The organism is Pseudomonas sp. FP818, from assembly GCF_030687335.1.
Lineage (GTDB): Bacteria > Pseudomonadota > Gammaproteobacteria > Pseudomonadales > Pseudomonadaceae > Aquipseudomonas > Aquipseudomonas shahriarae.
Window position 1 is genome coordinate 2,409,058 of sequence record NZ_CP117427.1, and the last position, 19,386, is coordinate 2,428,443.

Annotated in this window: 7 protein-coding genes and 1 pseudogene; 5 read left to right on the plus strand and 3 right to left on the minus strand. The window is 63.4% G+C overall.

Annotated features, from left to right (window positions below; translation table 11 throughout):
* The first annotated feature begins 1 nt into the window (after window position 1).
* From PSH80_RS10810 to PSH80_RS10820, 3 genes are read left to right on the plus strand one after another with little or no spacing between them, the layout of a single operon-like run.
* Entirely contained in the window at window positions 2-904 is a 903-nt protein-coding gene (locus tag PSH80_RS10810; RefSeq protein ID WP_057438655.1) for a MaoC/PaaZ C-terminal domain-containing protein, read from the plus strand.
* Window positions 901-2,199 carry an acetyl-CoA C-acetyltransferase gene (locus PSH80_RS10815; RefSeq protein WP_200661184.1) on the plus strand — a complete coding sequence of 433 codons (1,299 nt, stop codon included), beginning with the start codon at window positions 901-903 and terminating at the stop codon, window positions 2,197-2,199. The genes PSH80_RS10810 and PSH80_RS10815 overlap by 4 nt, the downstream gene beginning before the upstream one ends.
* A 27-nt stretch (window positions 2,200-2,226) precedes the next feature.
* The gene (locus PSH80_RS10820; protein ID WP_057438654.1) at window positions 2,227-3,930 is read left to right on the plus strand and encodes an AMP-binding protein; all 1,704 of its coding nucleotides are present in this window, start codon (window positions 2,227-2,229) and stop codon (window positions 3,928-3,930) included.
* A gap of 951 nt (window positions 3,931-4,881) precedes the next feature.
* Here PSH80_RS10820 and PSH80_RS10825 read toward each other — a convergent pair.
* A pseudogene (locus PSH80_RS10825) lies at window positions 4,882-5,998 on the minus strand (Gfo/Idh/MocA family protein).
* A 328-nt stretch (window positions 5,999-6,326) separates the two neighbouring features.
* Between PSH80_RS10825 and PSH80_RS10830 the strand changes: the two are divergent.
* Window positions 6,327-7,367 carry a YCF48-related protein gene (locus PSH80_RS10830; RefSeq protein WP_200661189.1) on the plus strand — a complete coding sequence of 347 codons (1,041 nt, stop codon included), beginning with the start codon at window positions 6,327-6,329 and terminating at the stop codon, window positions 7,365-7,367.
* A 15-nt stretch (window positions 7,368-7,382) separates the two neighbouring features.
* Window positions 7,383-9,758: an RND family transporter gene (locus PSH80_RS10835; protein ID WP_200661180.1), complete on the plus strand. Its 2,376-nt coding sequence runs from the start codon at window positions 7,383-7,385 to the stop codon at window positions 9,756-9,758.
* Between the two features lie 51 nt (window positions 9,759-9,809).
* Here PSH80_RS10835 and PSH80_RS10840 read toward each other — a convergent pair whose 3' ends face one another.
* Together PSH80_RS10840 and PSH80_RS10845 are read right to left on the minus strand one after the other, a co-directional pair.
* Window positions 9,810-14,471: a hypothetical protein gene (locus PSH80_RS10840; RefSeq protein WP_198792531.1), complete on the minus strand. Its 4,662-nt coding sequence runs from the start codon at window positions 14,469-14,471 to the stop codon at window positions 9,810-9,812.
* Window positions 14,472-14,514: 43 nt separating this feature from the next.
* Window positions 14,515-19,377: a DUF6543 domain-containing protein gene (locus PSH80_RS10845; RefSeq protein WP_200661178.1), complete on the minus strand. Its 4,863-nt coding sequence runs from the start codon at window positions 19,375-19,377 to the stop codon at window positions 14,515-14,517.
* Window positions 19,378-19,386: the final 9 nt, after the last annotated feature.

Here is a 19,386-nt window from a genome sequence, read left to right on the forward strand (position 1 = left end):
CATGGACGACGTGACGCAGATTATCGACCCGCCACCGTCGCGCAATCGCCTGCTGCTGGACGGCCTGTTGGCGATGCGCAAACCCAGGCTGGAAGGCGCTCCCACGTTGCCCCGGGAGCGCCTGGTGCGCTCGGCGGTGGAGTTGAGCGCCCATGCTATTGCGGCTTATGGCCGGGCCTGTGGCTTTCGGCGCGAGCAAGGGGTGCCGCTGTCCTACCCCCATGTGCTGGCGTTCCCCTTGCACTTGATGTTGCTGACGCGCCCGAGCTTTCCGTACCCGGCCAGCGGCATGGTGCATCTGGCCAATCGCATTCGCCAACATCGACGCCTGCAGGAAGGTCAGGCCCTGCGCCTGGAAGTGTTTGCCGAGCGCTGGGTGGCCCATGCCAAGGGCCAGGCCTTGAGTATTGCCACCCACGCTTACAGCGCGGGCGAGTTGGTGTGGCAAAGCGAAAGCCTGTACCTGCGTCGCGATGTCGCCAACCCGGTGGGCGAGCCATGGGGCGACAGCCTGGCATTGCCCGAAGAGGGCGTGCGGCGCACCCAGCGTTGGGTGTTGCCAGCGGACCTGGGGCGGCGTTTTGCCAAGGTGTCGGGGGATTTCAACCCGATCCATACCTCGTTGATCGGCGCGCGGCTGTTCGGTTTTCGCCGGGCCATCGCCCATGGCATGTGGACCCTGGGCCGCGCCCTGGCCGCCCAGCAACCCCCAGGCGGGCTGGACGTGGCCGAGGCCCATTGCGATTTCAAGTTGCCGATCTTCCTGCCCGGCCAGGTCGCCCTGTGGAATGCCCCGGCAGACGGCCCGCGCCGTGCATTCGAGGTGCGCAATCCGGCCGGGGACAAACCCCACATGCGTGGCCTGTTTATCTGGACCTCGCGTTTTGATGAGAGTCGTTCATGAGTGACTACAGCTTCAGCCCCGCCCCGACGCGCCGCGTGGCGATTGTCGGCGGCAACCGCATTCCGTTTGCCCGCTCCAATACGGTGTACGCCCACGACAGCAACCAGGATTTGCTGGTGGCCGCGCTGCAAGGCCTGGTGGACCGCTACAACCTCCACGGCCTGCGCCTGGGCGAGTTCGCCGCCGGCGCGGTGATCAAACACTCGCGGGACTTCAACCTGGCCCGCGAGTCGCTGCTGTCCACCACCCTGTCCGCCGAGACCCCGGCCTACGACCTGCAGCAAGCGTGCGGCACCGGCTTGGAGGCGGCGTTGCTGGTGGCCAATAAAATCGCCCTCGGCCAGATTGACGTGGGGGTTGCCGGGGGCGCCGATACCACCTCCGACGCGCCCATCGGCATCAACGAATCCCTGCGCCGCACGCTGCTGGCGGCCAACCGCGCCAAGGGCAGCGGCAACAAGTTGCGCAGCCTGTTGCAGGTGCGCCCCTCGATGTTTTTCAAGCCGCTGCTGCCGCGCAATGGCGAGCCGCGTACCGGCTTGTCCATGGGCGAGCACTGCGAAGAAATGGCCAAGCGCTGGCAGATCAAGCGCCTGGCCCAGGACGAACTGACCCTGACCAGCCACCAGCGCCTCGACGCGGCCTATAAAAATGGCTTCTTCGACGACCTGATCAGCCCTTATCGCGGCCTGTCCCGCGACAACAACCTGCGCGCCGATGCCAGCCTGGAGAAGCTCGCCAGCCTGTCCCCGGCCTACGATCGGCAGAACGGCACCCTCACGGCCGGTAACTCCACGCCGCTGACCGATGGCGCCTCGGTGGTGCTGCTGGCCAGCGAGGAGTGGGCCGCCGCTCGTGGCCTGCCGGTGCTGGCCTACCTGCGTACCGGCGAAACCGCCGCTGTGAACTTCGTCGACGGCAGCGAAGGCTTGCTGATGGCCCCGGCCTATGCCGTGCCCCGCATGCTCGCACGCGAAGGCCTGAGTTTTGCCGATTTCGATTTCTTCGAGATCCACGAAGCCTTCGCCGCCCAGGTGCTGTGCACCCTCAAGGCCTGGGAAGATGCCGATTACTGCCGTGAGCGCTTGGGGCTGGAGGCGCCACTGGGGGCCATCGACCGCGCCAGGATGAACGTCAATGGCGGCTCGCTCGGTTGCGGTCATCCCTTTGCCGCCACCGGTGGCCGCCAGTTGGCGGCGCTGGCCAAGGCCATTCACCTGCGCGGTGGCGGGCGCGGTTTGATTTCTATCTGTGCCGCCGGCGGCCTGGGCATTACCGCCATCGTTGAAAAGTAGCCGTACAACAACAATAAGGAGACTGCGATGAACGCTGTAAGCCTGGACCAAACCGAACGTATCTGGCTGAACGCCTATCTGCCTGGGGTGCCCAGCGACATCGACGCCGGCATCGAGGACTACCCGTCGTTGCGCGAGGTGTTTCTCGAACATTTGCACAAATACCGCGACCGCGTGGCCTACGTCAGCATCGGCACCGAAATGACCTACGCCACCTGGCAGGCCCAGGGCATCGCCTTTGCCGCCTGGCTGCAGGCCCAGGGCGTGCGCAAGGGCGATCGCGTGGCGTTGATGATGCCCAACTGCTTGCAGTATCCGATCTGCCTGTTGGGCACCATCCTTGCCGGTGCGGTGGTGGTCAACGTCAACCCGTTGTACACCTCCCACGAACTCAAGCACCTGCTCAAGGACAGCGGCGCCGAGACCGTGGTGATCTTCGAGAACTTCGCGCACACCCTGGAAAAAGTTGTGGCCGGCAGCACGGTCAAGCGCGTGGTCATTGCGGCCATCGGCGACCTGCTCGGCACCTTCAAGGGCGCGGCGATGAACTTCATCCTGCGCCGAGTGCAGAAGCAGGTGCCGGCCTACAACCTGCCGGGTGCGCTGCGTTTCAACCAGACGCTCAAGCAGGGCCGGGGCCTGACCCATACGCCGGTGCCGCTGGCGCGTGAAGAACTGGCGTTCCTGCAATACACCGGCGGCACCACCGGCGATGCCAAGGGCGTGATGCTCAGCCACCGCAATATCATCGCCAACCTGTTGCAGGCCAAGGCGTGGGTGGGTGATCAACTGGACCAGAACCAGCAGGAAACCAACGTCACCTTGTTGCCGCTGTACCACATCTTTTCCCTGACCGTGAATTGCCTGATGTTCATGTGCCTGGGCGGGCGCAATATCCTGATCGCCAACCCACGGGACGTGAAGCGGGTGCAGATGATCCTGCGCAAGGAGCGTTTCAACGGCATTGCCGGGGTCAACACGTTGTTCAACGGCTTGCTGGAGAACGCAGAGTTCCGTGCCCGGGACTTTTCCGACCTGCGCCTGGTCATCGCCGGCGGCATGGCCACGCACACCGCGGTGGCCAAGCGCTGGAAGGAAGTCACCGGGCTGCCGATCATCGAGGGTTACGGCCTGACGGAGTGCTCGCCGGTGGTGAGCATCAGCCCTATCGACATCTCGCGCATGCGCGAGATGGAATTTACCGGCAGCATCGGCGTGCCACTGCCGTCGACCTGGGTGCGCTTTATTCGCGAGGACGGTGAACTCGCCGACATCGGTGAACCGGGTGAACTGCAGGTGCGCGGCCCGCAGGTGATGCAGGGCTACTGGCAGCGCCCCAAGGAAACCGCCGAAGTGCTGGATGCCGAGGGCTGGCTGTCCACCGGGGATATCGGGGTGATGAATGAACAGGGCTTCATCCGCCTGGTGGATCGCAAGAAGGACATGATCCTGGTGTCGGGTTTCAACGTGTACCCCAATGAAATCGAAGACGTGGTGGCGTTGCACCCGGGCGTTGCGGAAGTGGCGGCGATTGGCGTGGAGGATGGGGTGACCGGAGAGAAGGTGAAGATTGTCGTGGTGCGTCGCGACCCCAGCCTGACCCAGGAGCAGCTGTTGGCGCATTGCCGGGAATACCTGACGGGGTACAAAGTGCCGAAGTTTGTCGAGTTTCGCGTCGAGGAATTGCCCAAGACTACGGTGGGCAAGGTCCTGCGCCGCGCATTGCGCTGACTTGATGCGGTTTAATGTGGGAGCGGGCTTGCCCGCGATGACGGAGTGCTAGTCAGTACATTTGCTGACTGACAGTCTGCCATTGCGGCATGATTAGCTACACAACTCTCTTTTCGGTATGTGTACATATCCGTTGCTGCGGTTACGGCCACTTAGGGTTCCGCCCTTACGGCGGCTCACTTTGGAAGAGCGCCAAAGTAAGCAAAGCGCTCTTGCCCCACCACTCGGTGCCTCGCCTAGGCTCGGCATGCCCGCAGTCAGGCATTGCTCCGTGGGCCCGCCGCGATCGGCCATCCCTGGCCGTGTCGCGGCTACCCCGGCATCCATGCCGGGGTGCCCACTGCGCAATACCTGCCTGCGGCCATCGTGGTTTAACGGGGCGCCTGAGATCAAGATCAAAAGCCAGATCAAAAGCAGAGCAACAGCAAAGCCAGAGCGCGAAGCTGCCTTCCCCTGTGGGAGCGGGCTTGCCCGCGATGGCGGTGTATCAGTCGATAAATCTATTGGCTGGTACACCGCCATCGCAGGCAAGCCAGCTCCCACAGGTACACGCGCACGCCTCGACGATCAGGTCGGCTGTCAGGCCGCCTCGCTTTGCTTGTGATTTTGATCTTAGGCGCCCCGTTAAACCACGCTGGCCGTCATCCGATATTGATTTGGGGGGGTAACCCGGCAGGACGCCGGGTTAGCCGCGCTGGGCCATGGATGGCCCATCGCGGCGGCCCCCCAAATCAATGTCGGATGACGGGCACACCGAGCCTGGGCGAGGTGCCGAGTGGTGGGGCAAGAGCGCTTTGCTTACTTTGGCGCTCTTTTCCAAAGTGAGCCGCCGTAAGGGCGGAACCAATAGCCGCCGTAACCGCAGCAACGGATATGTACACAACCCCAGAAGAGAGTTGTATAGCTACCTATGCCCATCGCGAACAAGCCCACATCAATCGGTGCAGGTCTTTAAATTTCGCTCACGTTGACCCACCGCTCCTCCCGCGCCGCCAGCCGAAGCGCTGTCGCCAACCGCTCCACCTCCCACGCCGCTTCAAAATCAGTACCCGCGGCACCTTGCCCGGCCAGGGCCATGATCAACTCCTGCACTTCCAGGGTTTTCAGTTCGTTGTACCCCAACTGATGCCCCGCCGCCGGGCTGAACGCGGCATAGCCGGGCAGGGCGGGGCCCGCCAGTAAACGCTGGAACCCCTGTTCACCGGCGCGAAACAGGGCGCAACTCATTCAATCGCTCCTGATCGAACGCCAGGGTGCCGTGTGTGCCGCTGATCTCGAAGCTCAAGTGATTCTTGTAGCCGTGCTTGAGCCAACTGCTGCTGACGGTGCCGCGTGCGCCATTGGCAAAACGCAGCAAGGCATGTACCTGATCATCCACCGCAATCGAACGCCACTCGGTACTGCCAGGGCTGGCCGGGCGTTGGGCGTGGACGGTCTGGCTGTCGGCGCACACCTTGCTCACATCGCCCACCAGATAACGCGCCATCGCCAGCAGATGACTGCCCAGGTCCGCCAGGGCGCCGCCGGCATGCTCCACCTCACAGCGCCAGGACCAGGGCGACGCCGGGTCGGCCATAAAGTCTTCACTGAACTCGCCCTGGAAACTGATGATCTGCCCCAACTCGCCCGCGTCGATCATCTGTCGCGCCAGGGCGATCATCGGGTTGTGCTGGTAGTTGTAGCCGACCCGAGTCACCACTCCAGCCTCGTAGGCGGCGAGGCGCATGGCGTCGGCTTGCTGCAGGCTGGTCGCCAGGGGTTTTTCGCAATACACCGCCTTGCCCGCCGCCAGTGCGGCCATGGCCATGGGGTAGTGCAGGTGGTTGGGGGTGGTGATAGCGACCAGGTCCACGTGCGGGTTATCAATCAATTGTTGCCAGTCGCCATGGGCCTGGGCAAAGCCCCAGGCGCTGGCGCAACGTTGCGCGCGCTTGGTATCGGCATCGGCCAGGGCCGCCAGCGTCAGGTTGAAGGGAAGCTCAAACACCGCACGGGCGTTATTGAACGCCAGTGCGTGGGCACGGCCCATGAAGCCTGTACCGATCAGGCCGATTCCGAGTGAGCGCATGGCGGTGGTCCTTTTGAATTATTGTTTCAGGAGCGCAATTAATAGAATAAAAATTCCCAATGATCAATATATGGAATAAAAATATCGCCTAGAGGATGCGGGCAACTCATCATTTCAGCGAATGCAGCTATATTCAGCGCGAGGGCAAAAGGCCTTTAGTTAACAAAAGATAACGTAGCGCCGATTGTCAGACGATTCGAAAGCCCGATAGGATGGCCCCTGCTTCCTCAAGGGGCTCTAGATTGCAGGTTTGCGCACTGCGAACACCCTGGAAGGTGTTACGACCTAACAATAATAAATGGGAGAAAGGTCTATGAGTGAGCCTGTCATGGGTGTGGGTTTTTGCCGCCCGCTCGCGTCGCGCAAGGTCGCGGTGCTGGCTACAGCGCTCTCGCTGCTGGGGGTTGTCGCGTTGTCGACGGCTGCCCAGGCTGCAACCGACGCCGCAGAACCTGCGGCATTTGCCATTGAATCGCCAAGGGCCGAAAAAGGCCTGATGATCGACGTCGTGCAGGCCGGCAAGCGCCTGGTGGCGGTCGGTGATCGCGGGCATATCCTCTATTCCGATGATCAGGGCGCCACCTGGGTGCAGGCCAAGGTGCCGACCCGGCAATTGCTCACGGCGGTGTTTTTTATCGACGACCAGCACGGCTGGGCGGTCGGGCATGACGCCAAGATCCTCGCCAGCAGCGATGCCGGGGCCACCTGGAGCGAGCAGTTCAAGGACCTCAGCCGCGAAGCACCGCTGCTGGACGTGTTGTTCAACGACCCCAACCACGGCTTTGCCGTGGGCGCCTACGGTGCGCTGATCGAGACCACCGACGCCGGCAAGACCTGGGAGGATGTCAGCGACCGCCTCGACAACGAAGACCAGTACCACCTCAACGCCATTGCCCGGGTCAAGGACGCCGGCCTGTTTATCGTCGGCGAGCAGGGCAGCATGTTCCGCTCCAGCGACGAGGGGCAGACCTGGGAAAAACTCGAAGGCCCTTACGAGGGCTCGCTGTTTGGCGTGATCGGCACCGCCCAGCCCAAGACCCTGTTGGCCTACGGTTTGCGCGGCAATCTGTTCCGTTCCACCGATTTTGGCGACACCTGGGAGCCGGTGGCGCTCAAGGCCGCCCGTGGCGCCCTGGAGTTCGGCCTGTCGGGCGCGACCTTGCTCGACAACGGCACCCTGGTGGTGGTGGGTAACGGCGGCAGCGTGGTGGTCAGCCACGACGATGGCCTGACGTTCAGCGTATTCAATCGCCCGGACCGCATTTCACTCTCGGCAGTGACGGCGGCGGGCAATGGCGACTTGATTCTGGTGGGGCAGGGTGGCGTGCGCGTCGCCGAGCCAACCGGCGCCGAACGCAAAAAACAATAAGAAGGCGGGGACAGAATGAGCAGTCATCACAACGATAAAGCGACCTTTCTTGAGCGCCTGATCTTCAATAACCGCCCGGCAGTGATCGTCATCTGCCTGCTGGTGAGCATTTTCCTGTTCTGGCAGGCGACGTTGATTCGCCCGTCCACCAGCTTCGAAAAAATGATCCCCCTGCAACACCCCTTCATCGAAAAGATGATGGAGCACCGCAACGACCTGGCGAACCTGGGCAACACCGTGCGCATCGCGGTGGAGGCCAAGGACGGTGACATCTTCTCCAAGGAGTACATGGAGACCCTGCGCCAGATCAACGACGAAGTGTTCTACATCTCCGGTGTCGACCGCTCCGGGCTCAAGTCCCTGTGGAGCCCCAGCGTACGCTGGACCGAAGTGACCGAGGAGGGCTTTGCCGGCGGCGAAGTGATCCCGCAGAGCTACAACGGCTCGCCGGAAAGCCTCGACCAGTTGCGCAACAACGTGCTCAAGTCCGGCCAGGTCGGGCGCCTGGTGGCCAACGACTTCAAGTCGAGCATCGTCGATATCCCGCTGCTGGAGTCCTACCCGGACCCGCAGGACCAGGGCAAGTTGCTGGCCCTGGACTACCAGAAGTTTTCCCACGAACTGGAAGACAAGATCCGCACCAAGTTCCAGGAGCAGAACCCCAACGTCCAGATCCATATCGTCGGGTTCGCCAAGAAGGTCGGCGACCTGATCGACGGCTTGATCATGGTGGTGCTGTTCTTCGGTGTCGCGTTCGTGATCACCCTGGTGCTGCTGCTGTGGTTCACCAACTGCGTACGCAGCACCATCGCAGTGTTGATTACCACGCTGGTGGCAGTGGTCTGGCAACTGGGCTTGATGCACTTTTTCGGGTTCGGCCTGGATCCGTACTCGATGCTGGTGCCGTTCCTGATCTTCGCCATCGGCATTTCCCACGGCGTGCAGAAGATCAACGGCATCGCCCTGCAATCCAGTGAGGCCGACAACGCCCTGACGGCAGCCCGCCGCACGTTCCGGCAACTGTTCCTGCCGGGGATGATCGCGATCCTCGCGGATGCGGTCGGCTTTATCACCCTGCTGATCATCGACATCGGCGTGATCCGTGAACTGGCCTTCGGCGCTTCCATCGGTGTGGCGGTGATCGTGTTCACCAACCTGATCCTGCTGCCGGTCGCGATCTCCTATGTGGGCATCAGCAAACGCGCGATTGCCAAGAGCAAAAAGGACGCCAACCGCGACCATCCGTTCTGGCGCCTGTTGTCGAACTTCGCCAGCCCGAAAGTCGCGCCGATCTCCGTCGCCCTGGCCGTGATCGCCTTTGGTGGCGGTCTGTGGTACAGCCAGAACCTGAAGATCGGCGACCTCGACCAGGGCGCCCCGGAACTGCGCCCGGATTCGCGCTACAACAAAGACAACAACTTCATCATCAGCAACTACTCCACCAGCTCCGATGTGCTGGTGGTGATGGTCAAGACCAAGGCAGAAGGCTGCTCGCGCTACGAAGCCATGGCACCCATCGACCAGTTGATGTGGAAGATGCAGAACACCGAGGGGGTGCAGTCGGCGATCTCCCTGGTGACCGTGTCCAAGCAGATGATCAAGGGTATGAACGAGGGCAACCTGAAATGGGAAACCCTGTCGCGTAACCCGGATGTGTTGAACAACTCCATCGCCCGTGCCGATGGCCTGTACAACAACAATTGCTCCCTGGCGCCGGTGCTGGTGTTCCTCAACGACCACAAGGCCGAGACCCTCGACCGTGCGGTGCATGCGGTGCAGGACTTCGCCAAGGAAAACAACAAGGAAGGCCTGGAGTTCATCCTCGCCGCCGGCAACGCCGGGATCGAAGCGGCCACCAACGAAGTGATCAAGGAAGCCGAGCTGACCATCCTGATCCTGGTCTACCTGTGCGTGGCGACCATGTGCATGATCACCTTCCGCTCCTGGGCGGCGACCCTGTGCATCGTGCTGCCGCTGGTACTGACCTCGGTGCTGGGCAACGCGCTGATGGCGTTCATGGGCATCGGCGTCAAGGTCGCGACCCTGCCGGTGGTGGCGCTGGGGGTGGGGATTGGCGTGGACTACGGCATCTACATCTACAGCCGCCTGGAAAGCTTCCTGCGCGCCGGTCTGCCGTTGCAGGAAGCCTATTACCAGACCCTCAAATCCACCGGTAAAGCAGTACTGTTCACCGGCCTGTGCCTGGCGATCGGCGTGTGCACCTGGATCTTCTCGGCCATCAAGTTCCAGGCCGATATGGGCCTGATGCTGACCTTCATGCTGCTGTGGAACATGTTCGGTGCACTGTGGCTGCTGCCGGCACTGGCGCGGTTCCTGATCAAACCGGAGAAACTGGCGGGGCAGAAGGGCAACTCCTTGTTCGCCCACTGACCCAAGACCCCCCCCCTGTGGCGAGCGGGCAATTCCGCTCGCCACAGCCGGTCAGGGAGCCAGCGGCAGGAACCAGCGCTGCACCAACGCCTTGCCGATCAACCCGCGATGGACATCCACGACTGCCTGGGGGCTTTGCGCCCTGGCCAGTTGCGAGTAGTAGCTCTGCTTGCGCTGCTCCCGGGTTTTCAGGTGGGCCGCGGTATACAGTTCCTTGGGCGTATCGGCCGCCGGGTAGTGCAAGTGCGCATACCACAACGGATAGCCGCCCTGGTCGTTCACCGCATACTCCTGGACAAAATCCCGACGCTCGCCACTCAGTTGGATACGCTCCCCCAGCAACCCTATGTTGGCGCGCTTCTGTTCGATCAGGTACTCGAGGTTGCCGTGGGTCGGGGGCAGGTCCAGGCACAGCTGGGTACGCAGCGCCAGGCCTTGCTCACTCAAGCGCACCGCCGCCTGGCGCATGTTGTTAACCAGGGTTTGATCCGCTGACGTACGCGCCTCGGCGGGTTGGGCCTGAATCGCCAGATGCAGTTCGTTGGCCAGTCTGTCGTAACGCACCGCTTCAAATTGCAGCACTTCCTGCACTTCTTGCGGGTGCCGGGAGATTCTCCGGTATTGCTCGCCACGGCGCAGGTGTTCTTCGAGCATGGCCAGCAGCTTGCGGGCTTCACCCTTGACCAGGCTCAGACTGCGCGGTGCTGGCGCAGAGGCCGGTGGTCGCGACTCCTTGTATTCGATCCACTGGTCCCCCCGTTGTGAATACATGGCCAGCAGTTGGTCACTGACCTGGGAGCGAACCTCCACCGTTTCCACCGAGCCCACTGGCTTGACCTCACCGATAAAGGTGCCCTTTTTCGGGGTACGGATCACTTTTTTCAGAGGCTTGCCGATCATTGCCGGGTTGCGTCGGCTCGGGCGCCTGGGGGGCTGGGCGACGGGCTTGATTTCGCCGGCCAGTTGCTTGGCGGCGTCCTGGTACAGTCCCTCTACCAGCGTGACCAGCTTGGCAAAATATTCGCTGTCCAGCTCATCGGCATTGACGATACCCAGCCCCTGCAACGAATCCAGGCCCCGGCCATAGTGTTCCACCAGGCTTTCCAGCACGCTGACGCGGTCCTCGGCCGTCAGTTCCAGGTCGTTCAGCTCACTGTGGGTACGCAAGTGTTCCTGCAGGGGCTCAAGGATGTCGATCAGTACATCGACCAGTGGATGATCCGGGTACTTGTGGGTCATCAGTTCGTAGTTGCGCATCAGCAAATCCTTGACGGCCAGGGCGCTGATTTCCTGCGGACGGTCCCAGGTCAGACGGTTGTAGTATTCGCTGCCGGCGGTGCCCAGGTTGAACAGTTGGTCCAGGTAGCGGTCGCGCAGCTCCAGCCAGTGGATCGAACGCTCATTGATGGCAATCATTTCGCGGATGAACCGCTGGTAAGCCGCAAAGTCACTGAGCACAGCCTCGGCCAGGCGTGTGCTTCGGGACGTGAAGTGACTGTTGTTGCGGTACAGCGCACCGCGATCTTTCTCGGCCACCACCACATGCTTGCGCGTATTGTTGACGATGTTTTCCAGCAAGCTCGCCACCGATTCGGGTGGCAAGGCAATCCCCAGCTCGCTGCGTTCTTTCAGGCTGTCCAACTGCTGCTGGTATTCCAATGTCTGTTCCTGCAGGGCCGTATCGAAGCGCTGGCGACTGTCAGCCTGTTGCGCTTCGCTGAAGCGTGGGTCTTCGGCGGTCCTGGTCATCACCCCCAGGATAATCTCGATCCGGTTTTGCCGGGCCACCTGACCCTGGATGAACTGTTCGTAAGAACGCTTCAGTTGGCTGACCCGTTCAGCCCGTCGCTGGCGTTCGGCGGCGATTCGCCTGGGGGGCATGCCACCGCGCAGGCGCAGGCGGGTGTCTACCGACCACACGCCGTTGGCATCGCTGCGCAGGTAAGGGCCGCTGCGGTTGGGGTCGCCAGGGGCGACGACCCTGATGTCGCCCTCCGGCTCCAGGCTCACTTGCAACCACTCGCCGTTCGCCTCGGCGTGCCAAATGTTTTCAACCAGGTACAGCCCCCTGCGTGGCCCATTCAGCACGGGGCGGGGCAGGGGCGTCGGCCGGATGGCCTTGAAGCTGCTCAGCCGCACGCGCTGGGCTGGCGTCAGGCGTTGACGGGTCTGGGCAAAGCTGAAGTCCAGCACATTGCGGCGGGTGTCCGGCAACACACCTGGCAGGGCCACGGCTCCCTCGCGAACCGTCGGCGCCGCGGGCACCGGCCATTGTTCGGCAATACGCGGCGCGAGGGCCGAAGGCAGTGCACGCGCCTTGAGCCCGGCAGCCAGGGGCGGGTAAGACGCGGTCACCTCGGGCGTCGCCTCGAACAGCAGCAGGCCGAGGTTGAGCAGCAGATCGACGGCAGCCAGTTCCCGGGTCTGGCGGTCGGGCGCATCCAGCGCCGGTATGTCCTGGTCCAGGCTGGCCATCAGGGCCATCAACCAGCCGGTGAGCATCGCCCGACCACGCAGCAACGGCAGCAGCAGGTTGCCGAACAACAGGCTGCTGCCTTCCAGCAGTACCCGCCAGCGGCTCTCGCTGTTGGACACCGACTCGCGGTTGGCCTGTTGCACCAAGCCACGGGCGTGGTCGCTGAACAGGTAGCTCATCAGGCGCCCGGTCACCAGGCATTGTTGTAATTCATCGTTGATGCCATCGCTGGACAGGCGCGCCGGCACCGGCTTATTCAGGGGGGCAAATTCATCGCCCTGGCCGAAGCGCAGGTAATGCGGTTCGCGCAAGCCACCGTGGGCATAGATCGGCCGGGCGCTGTCGCTCAGCCAGGTCAGCACACTGTCTTGTAGCTCGCCGGGCTGGGCGATGGCCTCGAACAGCGCCTCGCGGCTGGCGAATTCCAGAAGCGCTTGGGCATACAACGGGCGGTACAGCAGATGAGGGCCGACCTCGGCGTCCCGCGTTTCGATCAAGTACATGTTGCTGACGCTGTCGGGAGAGGCGCCAGGGGCTCGCACCAACGCCAGATGACGGATCACCACCTGGCGGTTATCAACCTGCTGCTCGGCAACATTGCCCTGCATCAGCGCGGCCACCAGGCGCGTGCCCTGGCGGCTTACGCCGGCCTGTTGTTTGAGGCACAACTCCAGCGCCAGCAACGGCAGTTGCGCGGCCTGCTGATCGGCAAACAACGTTTCACGCTGCTGCGCCTCGGGACTGTCGCCCAGCAGGTGCTGCTCCAGCAGGCGGGGGTAGTGCTGGCCGATATCGACCTTTTCAATGAGGCCACCGGCGCCCATCAAATAGTCGGCGGTCAGCCACGACGGCAGCGCCAGGCCGTGGCGATGGGTCAGGGTCACGGTGCCGCTGGGGCGGCTGGCCAGGTTGTCGATGGCCATGTCCGTGAGGCTCATGCGCTCGTGGCGGATAATTCCGACGGTGCCCGGATAGCCAGCGGTGACGGCGAAGGTCAGTTGCAGGTCGTCGGGGTGCAGCGCGGCGACAGACGGCGGCGTCGGCAACAGGGAATCGAAGTTCACGGCGTCGTGTTGCAGCGTTTGCAGCAGGGTCTTGACGGTGTAGGTGCGGATATCGTCCAGATCACTGAGGAAGTGGCGCCCGCCGCCGCGCTGTTTGGCGCTGGCCAGCGCCAGGGCATAACGCCGGTAAGTCGCGCGGTCGTCGGCGCTGGCCTGTTGCAGCCAGCTCGGCAGGTGTGGGCGCAGGGTGTCCAGGGCCTGGGGTGGGGCGGCCGGCGAGTCGCGGAAAAACCGGCCGGGATCGGTGAGTTCAGCATACAGCGCCTGCCAGGCGCTGAAGGGCTGGGCCGTGGGCAGGCGCAGGTTGCCCAGGTCTGCCAACTGGCGATTGAGGATCATCGCCGCCTGGTGTTCGAAGATATCGCCGTCGGGCTCGTAGCGCTGGATGAGGATATCGTCGACCTGATATTGGCTGCCCAGGCGCTGGCCGTAGGCCTGGACCAACCCATCCATGGAGGCGAACACTTCAATGCCGCCGCCGGGGCTGCACAGCAGCACCGGCATCTTGCCGTTCACGGCGCGGACCAGCACCAGTTCCGGACTCAGCAGGTGGCTGCTCTGTTCCCCGCTCTTGAGGGTGACTTCCAGGCCATAGGCGAACACCACACCCTGGCCATGGCGGGCGATTCGCGCTTCACGGTCGGGGATGGCCACCAGTTGGTCGATCGCCTCCTGCGCCTGGGCATCCAGGCCTGTGTGGCGAAGGGCGGATACGCGCAAGGTGTCCATCAGCACGTGCGCAAGCCAGCGCCAATGCCCGGCGTCCCAATACTCGGCCAAGGCATTTTGCAGGGCGATGGGCAGGGTCTGGGGCAGTTCGCCAACCAGGCGTGCGATGACCTGCATATTGAGTTGTTCCCCGGTCAAACCGGGCAGTTTCAGACGTTTTGGCGGCTCGTCGGAGAGGTACCAGGGCACGTTGTCCACATCGCTGAAGTCCAGCGCTATGCCACTGGCCAGCGCATCCTGTACCACTGGCATAAATGGCTGTAACAGCCAGCTGCGGCGTTGCGGCCGGGCCAGGCGCGTGCGACTCAGGTCTATCGTCAGCGTTGGGTATCGGGCGCCGATGGCCGCGGCGAGTTGTTGGCGGATCACCGTTTCCAGCGCGGGGCGATCAGCAAATCGAGCGCTCACGGCATGGGCGATGGAGGAGGGGGTGAGGTTTTGCATAAACATCCTTTTTATTGGCAGTAGATGCCTTCATGGCGGGGTTCTAGGCGGGCAACAGGCTGAGGAACAGGCGTTGGTCAAACGGCGCGGTGATCGGGTGGTACAGGTCTCGCACGATGGCCTGGCTGTCTGCACCGGCCTGGGCGATCAAGTCCCGCAGGGTCACAAAGCGCTGTTCGGGGCGCTTGAGATGGGCGGCGGTGTAGGCACTGGGCAAACTGTCGGCCTGGCTGTAGTGGAAGTGGGCGTACCACAGCACCGTGAGGCTGTTTTTCTCGCGCACGGCGAACTCTGACACGTAGTCCCTGGACGCGGTACGTTGGGCGCCGTGGACCAGGCCGATATCAATCGCGCCGTGGCTACGCAGGAACTCGATGTGTTCCTGGCGCGGGCGCTGGGCCTTGTAGCCCTCGATGCACTGCTGCGTGCCTTGGCTGCGCAAGTCGCTGGCGCGCCGGCGCAAGCGTTCCACGGTCTGCGGCATGTCCGGCTTGTCCCCATGGTGGTTGGTCAACTCGGTCGCGACCGCTTCGAGGCGCTCGGCCTGGTGCGCGAGCATGTCGCGCCAGTCTTGCGGGTTGAGTTCATCGCGGCGTGTCGGGTCGCTGAGCTTCTTTTTCTGGAACTCGATAGAGCGCTCGATACCGGGCACTTCTTCCAGCAGCCGTTGTGCCTGGGTGCGCAAGGTCGCCAGGGACGGCGCCGGAGATGGCTCGACCGGCGCGGTGGGCTGGGCGTCGACAATCTCTACCCAGCCCTCATTGGGATGCTCCATAAAGCGCCCGCTGACCTGCTGGGTAATCGGGTTGCGGGTCACGATGGTGGGGAAGGGGATGTCGCTTTGCGCGGGTTCCAACTCGCCGACCAGGGCACCCTTGTCCCGTGATTTGAATACGCGTTTGGTTCGCGACGTCGTGCGTACCGGTTTAAACGGCGTCGGTTGTGGCGGCAGGAATTCATCCTCGCGCAACAGGGCCGCCAGATCCGTCTCGGCGCTGTCACGGGCGGTGTGCAGGCGCTCGATCAGCAGCGGCATATACCGTGGGTGTGCCAGAGGTGAGTCCAGTTCCAGCAGGCTCTGGTAAATCTGCAGTCGGCGGCGGTAATGCTTGATCAGGTTGCTCAGCACGGCCTTGCGCTCGGCTGGGGTGAAGCCTTCGGTGGTCAGTAACTCCAGGTGTGAGTCTTCCAGAGGCGACAGCGAGGATTGCAGGTGTTCATGGCGCGCCAGGAAGTAGTGTTCCTGGGGCGTGGTGGCCGGGATCGTCTGGTCGATGCTCAACTCGGTCAGCACATCCAGGGATTCGAGGGTGGCGTTGAGGCGGTTGTAGAACCGGCGCTTGGGGTGACCATTGAGGTACTTGAGGCGTTGCGCGGGGCCGGTCTTCAAGCGTGCGGCCATTTCCTCCAGGGTGTTCTCAATGGCAGTCATCGCCTGGGCGTGGCGCTCGGAAACCGCAAAGTTGGTCTCCAGCAGATCCTTGACATAGCGCATCGCCCCGACATCGTGGGCTGCGCCTTGCAGTTCGATCAGCGACTCGCCCTGTTCGGAAATGAATGTTGCCAGGTAGAGGGATGACAACTGGCTGACGCGGATTTCATCGGTGGCCAGAATCGACTGATATTGCTCGACGCACTGCCCTTCGTAGTCGAAGCGACTGTCCACTTCTTTCATTTGGCCATAGGCCGTGATCAGCTCGCGCCGCTGTTGCAGCAATTCGGCGGCGGCCTGATCGAAGCGCTCCTGAAAAAGCTGGAAGGCGGTCCTGGTCCGGGAGCGTTGGGCGACTTTGTCGCGGTGCTCGGCTATCAGCGCCGGGTCGTCCGGTTTGCTGCGCAAGCTTAGGCGCGTTTTGCCCAAGGCGTTATGCGCTTGCTCGAACTTCAAGCGGGCGGCATCCAGCACCTGGTCGATCGGTTGCAGGCGCTTGATCAGGACGCTGATCTGATCACCGATGCGATTAATTTCCTCCGACACCTGGCTGCGTTGCTGATCGATTTGCGCCAGCTTGGCCTTGAGCCGGTTCTTCGGCCCGCCACCGCGCAGTTTCAGGCCCAGGTCCAGGCTCCAGCGACCCTGGGCATTGCGTGTCAGCTGGAAGCCGGGGTGCTGCGGTTTGTGCGGATGAACCAGGAACACTTGGCCCAGGTCCGGCAGGACATTCACGCGAAACAGCAGGCCGGCCACCGAGGCATGCCACTGCTGATCAATGCGGTACAGGCCCTTGAAGGCGCCGATGCTCACCGGTAAGGGCGGCGGCACCGGCCAGGGTACATGCAGTTCGTGCAGGGCCTCCAGCAGGCGTCGGCGACTGCTGTCCCGCGCGTTGGAGTGGATAAAGTCCACCAGGGTCTGGTCGCCGGCCGGTGGCTCGGCGGGCAGGCCCACCGTGCCTTGTTCGATCACTGTCGGCGGGTGGGCCGTCGTCGCCGGGCGGCGCAGTGCCGCGAGGGTCAGCGCCAAGGCCGGCTCGGTGGTGTGCGCCGCCTGCTCAAGGGTAGGGGTGGGCCGGGAGGCCACGTGCAACAGAATCAGGCCGATGTTGAGCAGCACATCGACCCAGGCCAGTTCCCGCGCAGCGGCGTCATTGCCTTGCAGGGCGAGAATATCGTGGCGCAGGCTGACCGCCAGTTGTGCCATCCAGCCCGCCGCCATTGCCGGCCCGCGCAGCAGCGGCAGCAGCAGAGCGTTGAACAGCAGCCAGCCACCTTCCAGCAGCACTTTCCAGCGGCTTTCGGCATTGGACACCGAGTCCCGGTCTGCCAGGTCCACCAGTGCCCGGGCATTGCTGCCGTACAGGTATTGGGTCAGGTTGCCCGTGGCCAGTGCCTGCGCCAGGGAACCGGGGATTTCGCCGCCATGGCTGTCCTGCGCCAACTGGGCGGGCGGTGGGGCAGGCCATTGCACGCTGTCGTCACCCTGGCCGAAGCGCAGGATATGTGGGCTGTGAAAGCCATTATGGCTGTAGATCGGCCGGGCCTTGTCCGTCATCCAGGACAATACGCTGTCTTGTAGCGCGCCGGGTTGTGCGATGGCGTCGAACAGGGCCGCACGGCTGCTGAATTGCTGCAGCGCGTCCTGGTACAACGGGCGGTAGAGAATCGGCGGCCCGGCGTCGCTAGCGCGCGGTTCGATGATAAACATGTTGCTGACGATATCCGGCACGGCACCGGGCTTATGGGCGAAGGCCAGAGGGCGGATCACGATGTCCTGGGCATCCACCACCCGCCCCGACAGGTTGCTGTGCAGTACCGCCTTGACGTAGCGATAACCCAGGAAGGTAAACCCCTGTTGCCCGCGAATCGCCAACTCCAGGGCTTGGCGCGGCAACTGTACCGCCAGCTCCTGGCCGAACAGCGCTTCACGCCGACGGGCTTGGGCGGTGTCTCCCAACAGCTGTTCGCGGATTATCTGCGGGTAGTGCCGGCCGATGTCCACCTGGCGGATCAGCCCTGGGGTGCTATGGAGCAGGCCCTTTTCCCCCAGGACGTAGTCTTCGGTCAGCCACTGCGGAACGTCCGCCCCCGAGGTGTCGCGCAGGGTCAGGCGACCCTGGGGCGCGGCGGCGAGGTTGTTGATCGCCAGTTCGCTCAGGCTCATGGTCTGCTGTGCCAGATAGCCGCTACGCAGGTCTCCCACTGGGACATGGAAGGTCAGCGCCAGGTTGTCCGGCTCCACGCTGGACTCGGGGTGGTCGCGGCGCATCTGCTCGCGCAGGGTGCGGGTGGTGAAGGCTTGCAGGTTTTCGACGCCGCTCAGAAAGGATGCACCGCCGGTTTGCCGTTGCAGGCGCGCCTGGTCCAACAGCCCTTGGCGATAGGCAAAGCGCTGCTCGGCATCGGCTGCCAGCAGCCAGGGGGGCAGCGCCGCCTGCAGGACAGGCTGCAGCGTCGGGTCCGGCGCGGGGGCGGCGATAAACAAGGGCACAGGGTCGCTGGCGTCGGCGACCTGCTGCTCCAGGGCGCGTACCCCTTCGGTAGCCGGCAAACGGATGGCTTGAAGGTCGTCCAGTTGCTGGTTGAGCAGTAAGGCGGCCTGGGTATCGAAGAGATTGCCATCGGGCTCGTAACGCTTGACCACCAGCGTGTCCGCTTGCAAGCGGCTGACCAGGCGTTGGCCCCAGGTGTGGGTGAAGGCCTCGATTGAGGCAAAGGGCTCGACATTGCCCGACGCCTGGCACAGCAGGATCTGGGTGCCCTGCACCAACAGCAGGTCGGTGCTTAGCAGGCGCGCTTCGCGGTCCTGGTTGCTCACGCAGGCTTGCAGGCAGTAGGCATGCACGAAACCTGCGGGCGCGGCCTGGCGCTCGCGGCGATCGGGCTCGCCGGTCACGCTATCGAGCATGTTCCGGGCGGGGCCGCTCGGCAGCAGGCTTGCGGTGTTTTTCAGGGTGTCGCACAGCAGGTCGCCAAGCCATTGCCAGCGGCTGACGCCGGTTTCTGCGTCGAGGTTCCAGTAGCTCGTCAGGGCGTGTTGCAAAGCGATAGGCAGGGTAAAGGCGAGGTCCAGAATCACCCGTTCAATGACGGTCATATCCGGCTCGCGGGGGCCATTGGCCTCATAGGTCAGGCGCGACGGCGGTCGTTGGGACAGGAAGCAGCGGCGTTCGTCGATGACCAGGGTCAGGTTCAGGGCCGTGCCCTTGCCCAGGTGATCGAGGACGACGTCGATCAGGCGCTTGAGATCCCAGCCGCGCCGTTGGTTGGGGGTGGCCAGCCTGACCGTAGACACATCCAGGCGCAGCACCGGGAAGTGTTCCAGCAGGCGTTCCTGCAGGTGTTGCTCAAGCACCTGGCGCAAGCCCGGGCGATCGGCGAATTGGCGGGCGACGGCCAGGGCCGGGGTGTTGCTGCGGTGAGTGAACAGCGATGGGCCAGGGGGTGGGGCGGGTAAAGTGTCCGGCATAAAAGATTC

What these genes read in the sequence shown, in the direction of transcription:
- PSH80_RS10810 (WP_057438655.1), top strand. Translation starts at nt 2, where the DNA reads ATGGACGACGTGACGCAGATTATCGACCCGCCACCGTCGCGCAATCGC.
- PSH80_RS10815 (WP_200661184.1), top strand. Translation starts at nt 901, where the DNA reads ATGAGTGACTACAGCTTCAGCCCCGCCCCGACGCGCCGCGTGGCGATT.
- PSH80_RS10820 (WP_057438654.1), top strand. Translation starts at nt 2,227, where the DNA reads ATGAACGCTGTAAGCCTGGACCAAACCGAACGTATCTGGCTGAACGCC.
- PSH80_RS10830 (WP_200661189.1), top strand. Translation starts at nt 6,327, where the DNA reads ATGGGTGTGGGTTTTTGCCGCCCGCTCGCGTCGCGCAAGGTCGCGGTG.
- PSH80_RS10835 (WP_200661180.1), top strand. Translation starts at nt 7,383, where the DNA reads ATGAGCAGTCATCACAACGATAAAGCGACCTTTCTTGAGCGCCTGATC.
- PSH80_RS10840 (WP_198792531.1), bottom strand. Translation starts at nt 14,471, where the DNA reads ATGCAAAACCTCACCCCCTCCTCCATCGCCCATGCCGTGAGCGCTCGA.
- PSH80_RS10845 (WP_200661178.1), bottom strand. Translation starts at nt 19,377, where the DNA reads ATGCCGGACACTTTACCCGCCCCACCCCCTGGCCCATCGCTGTTCACT.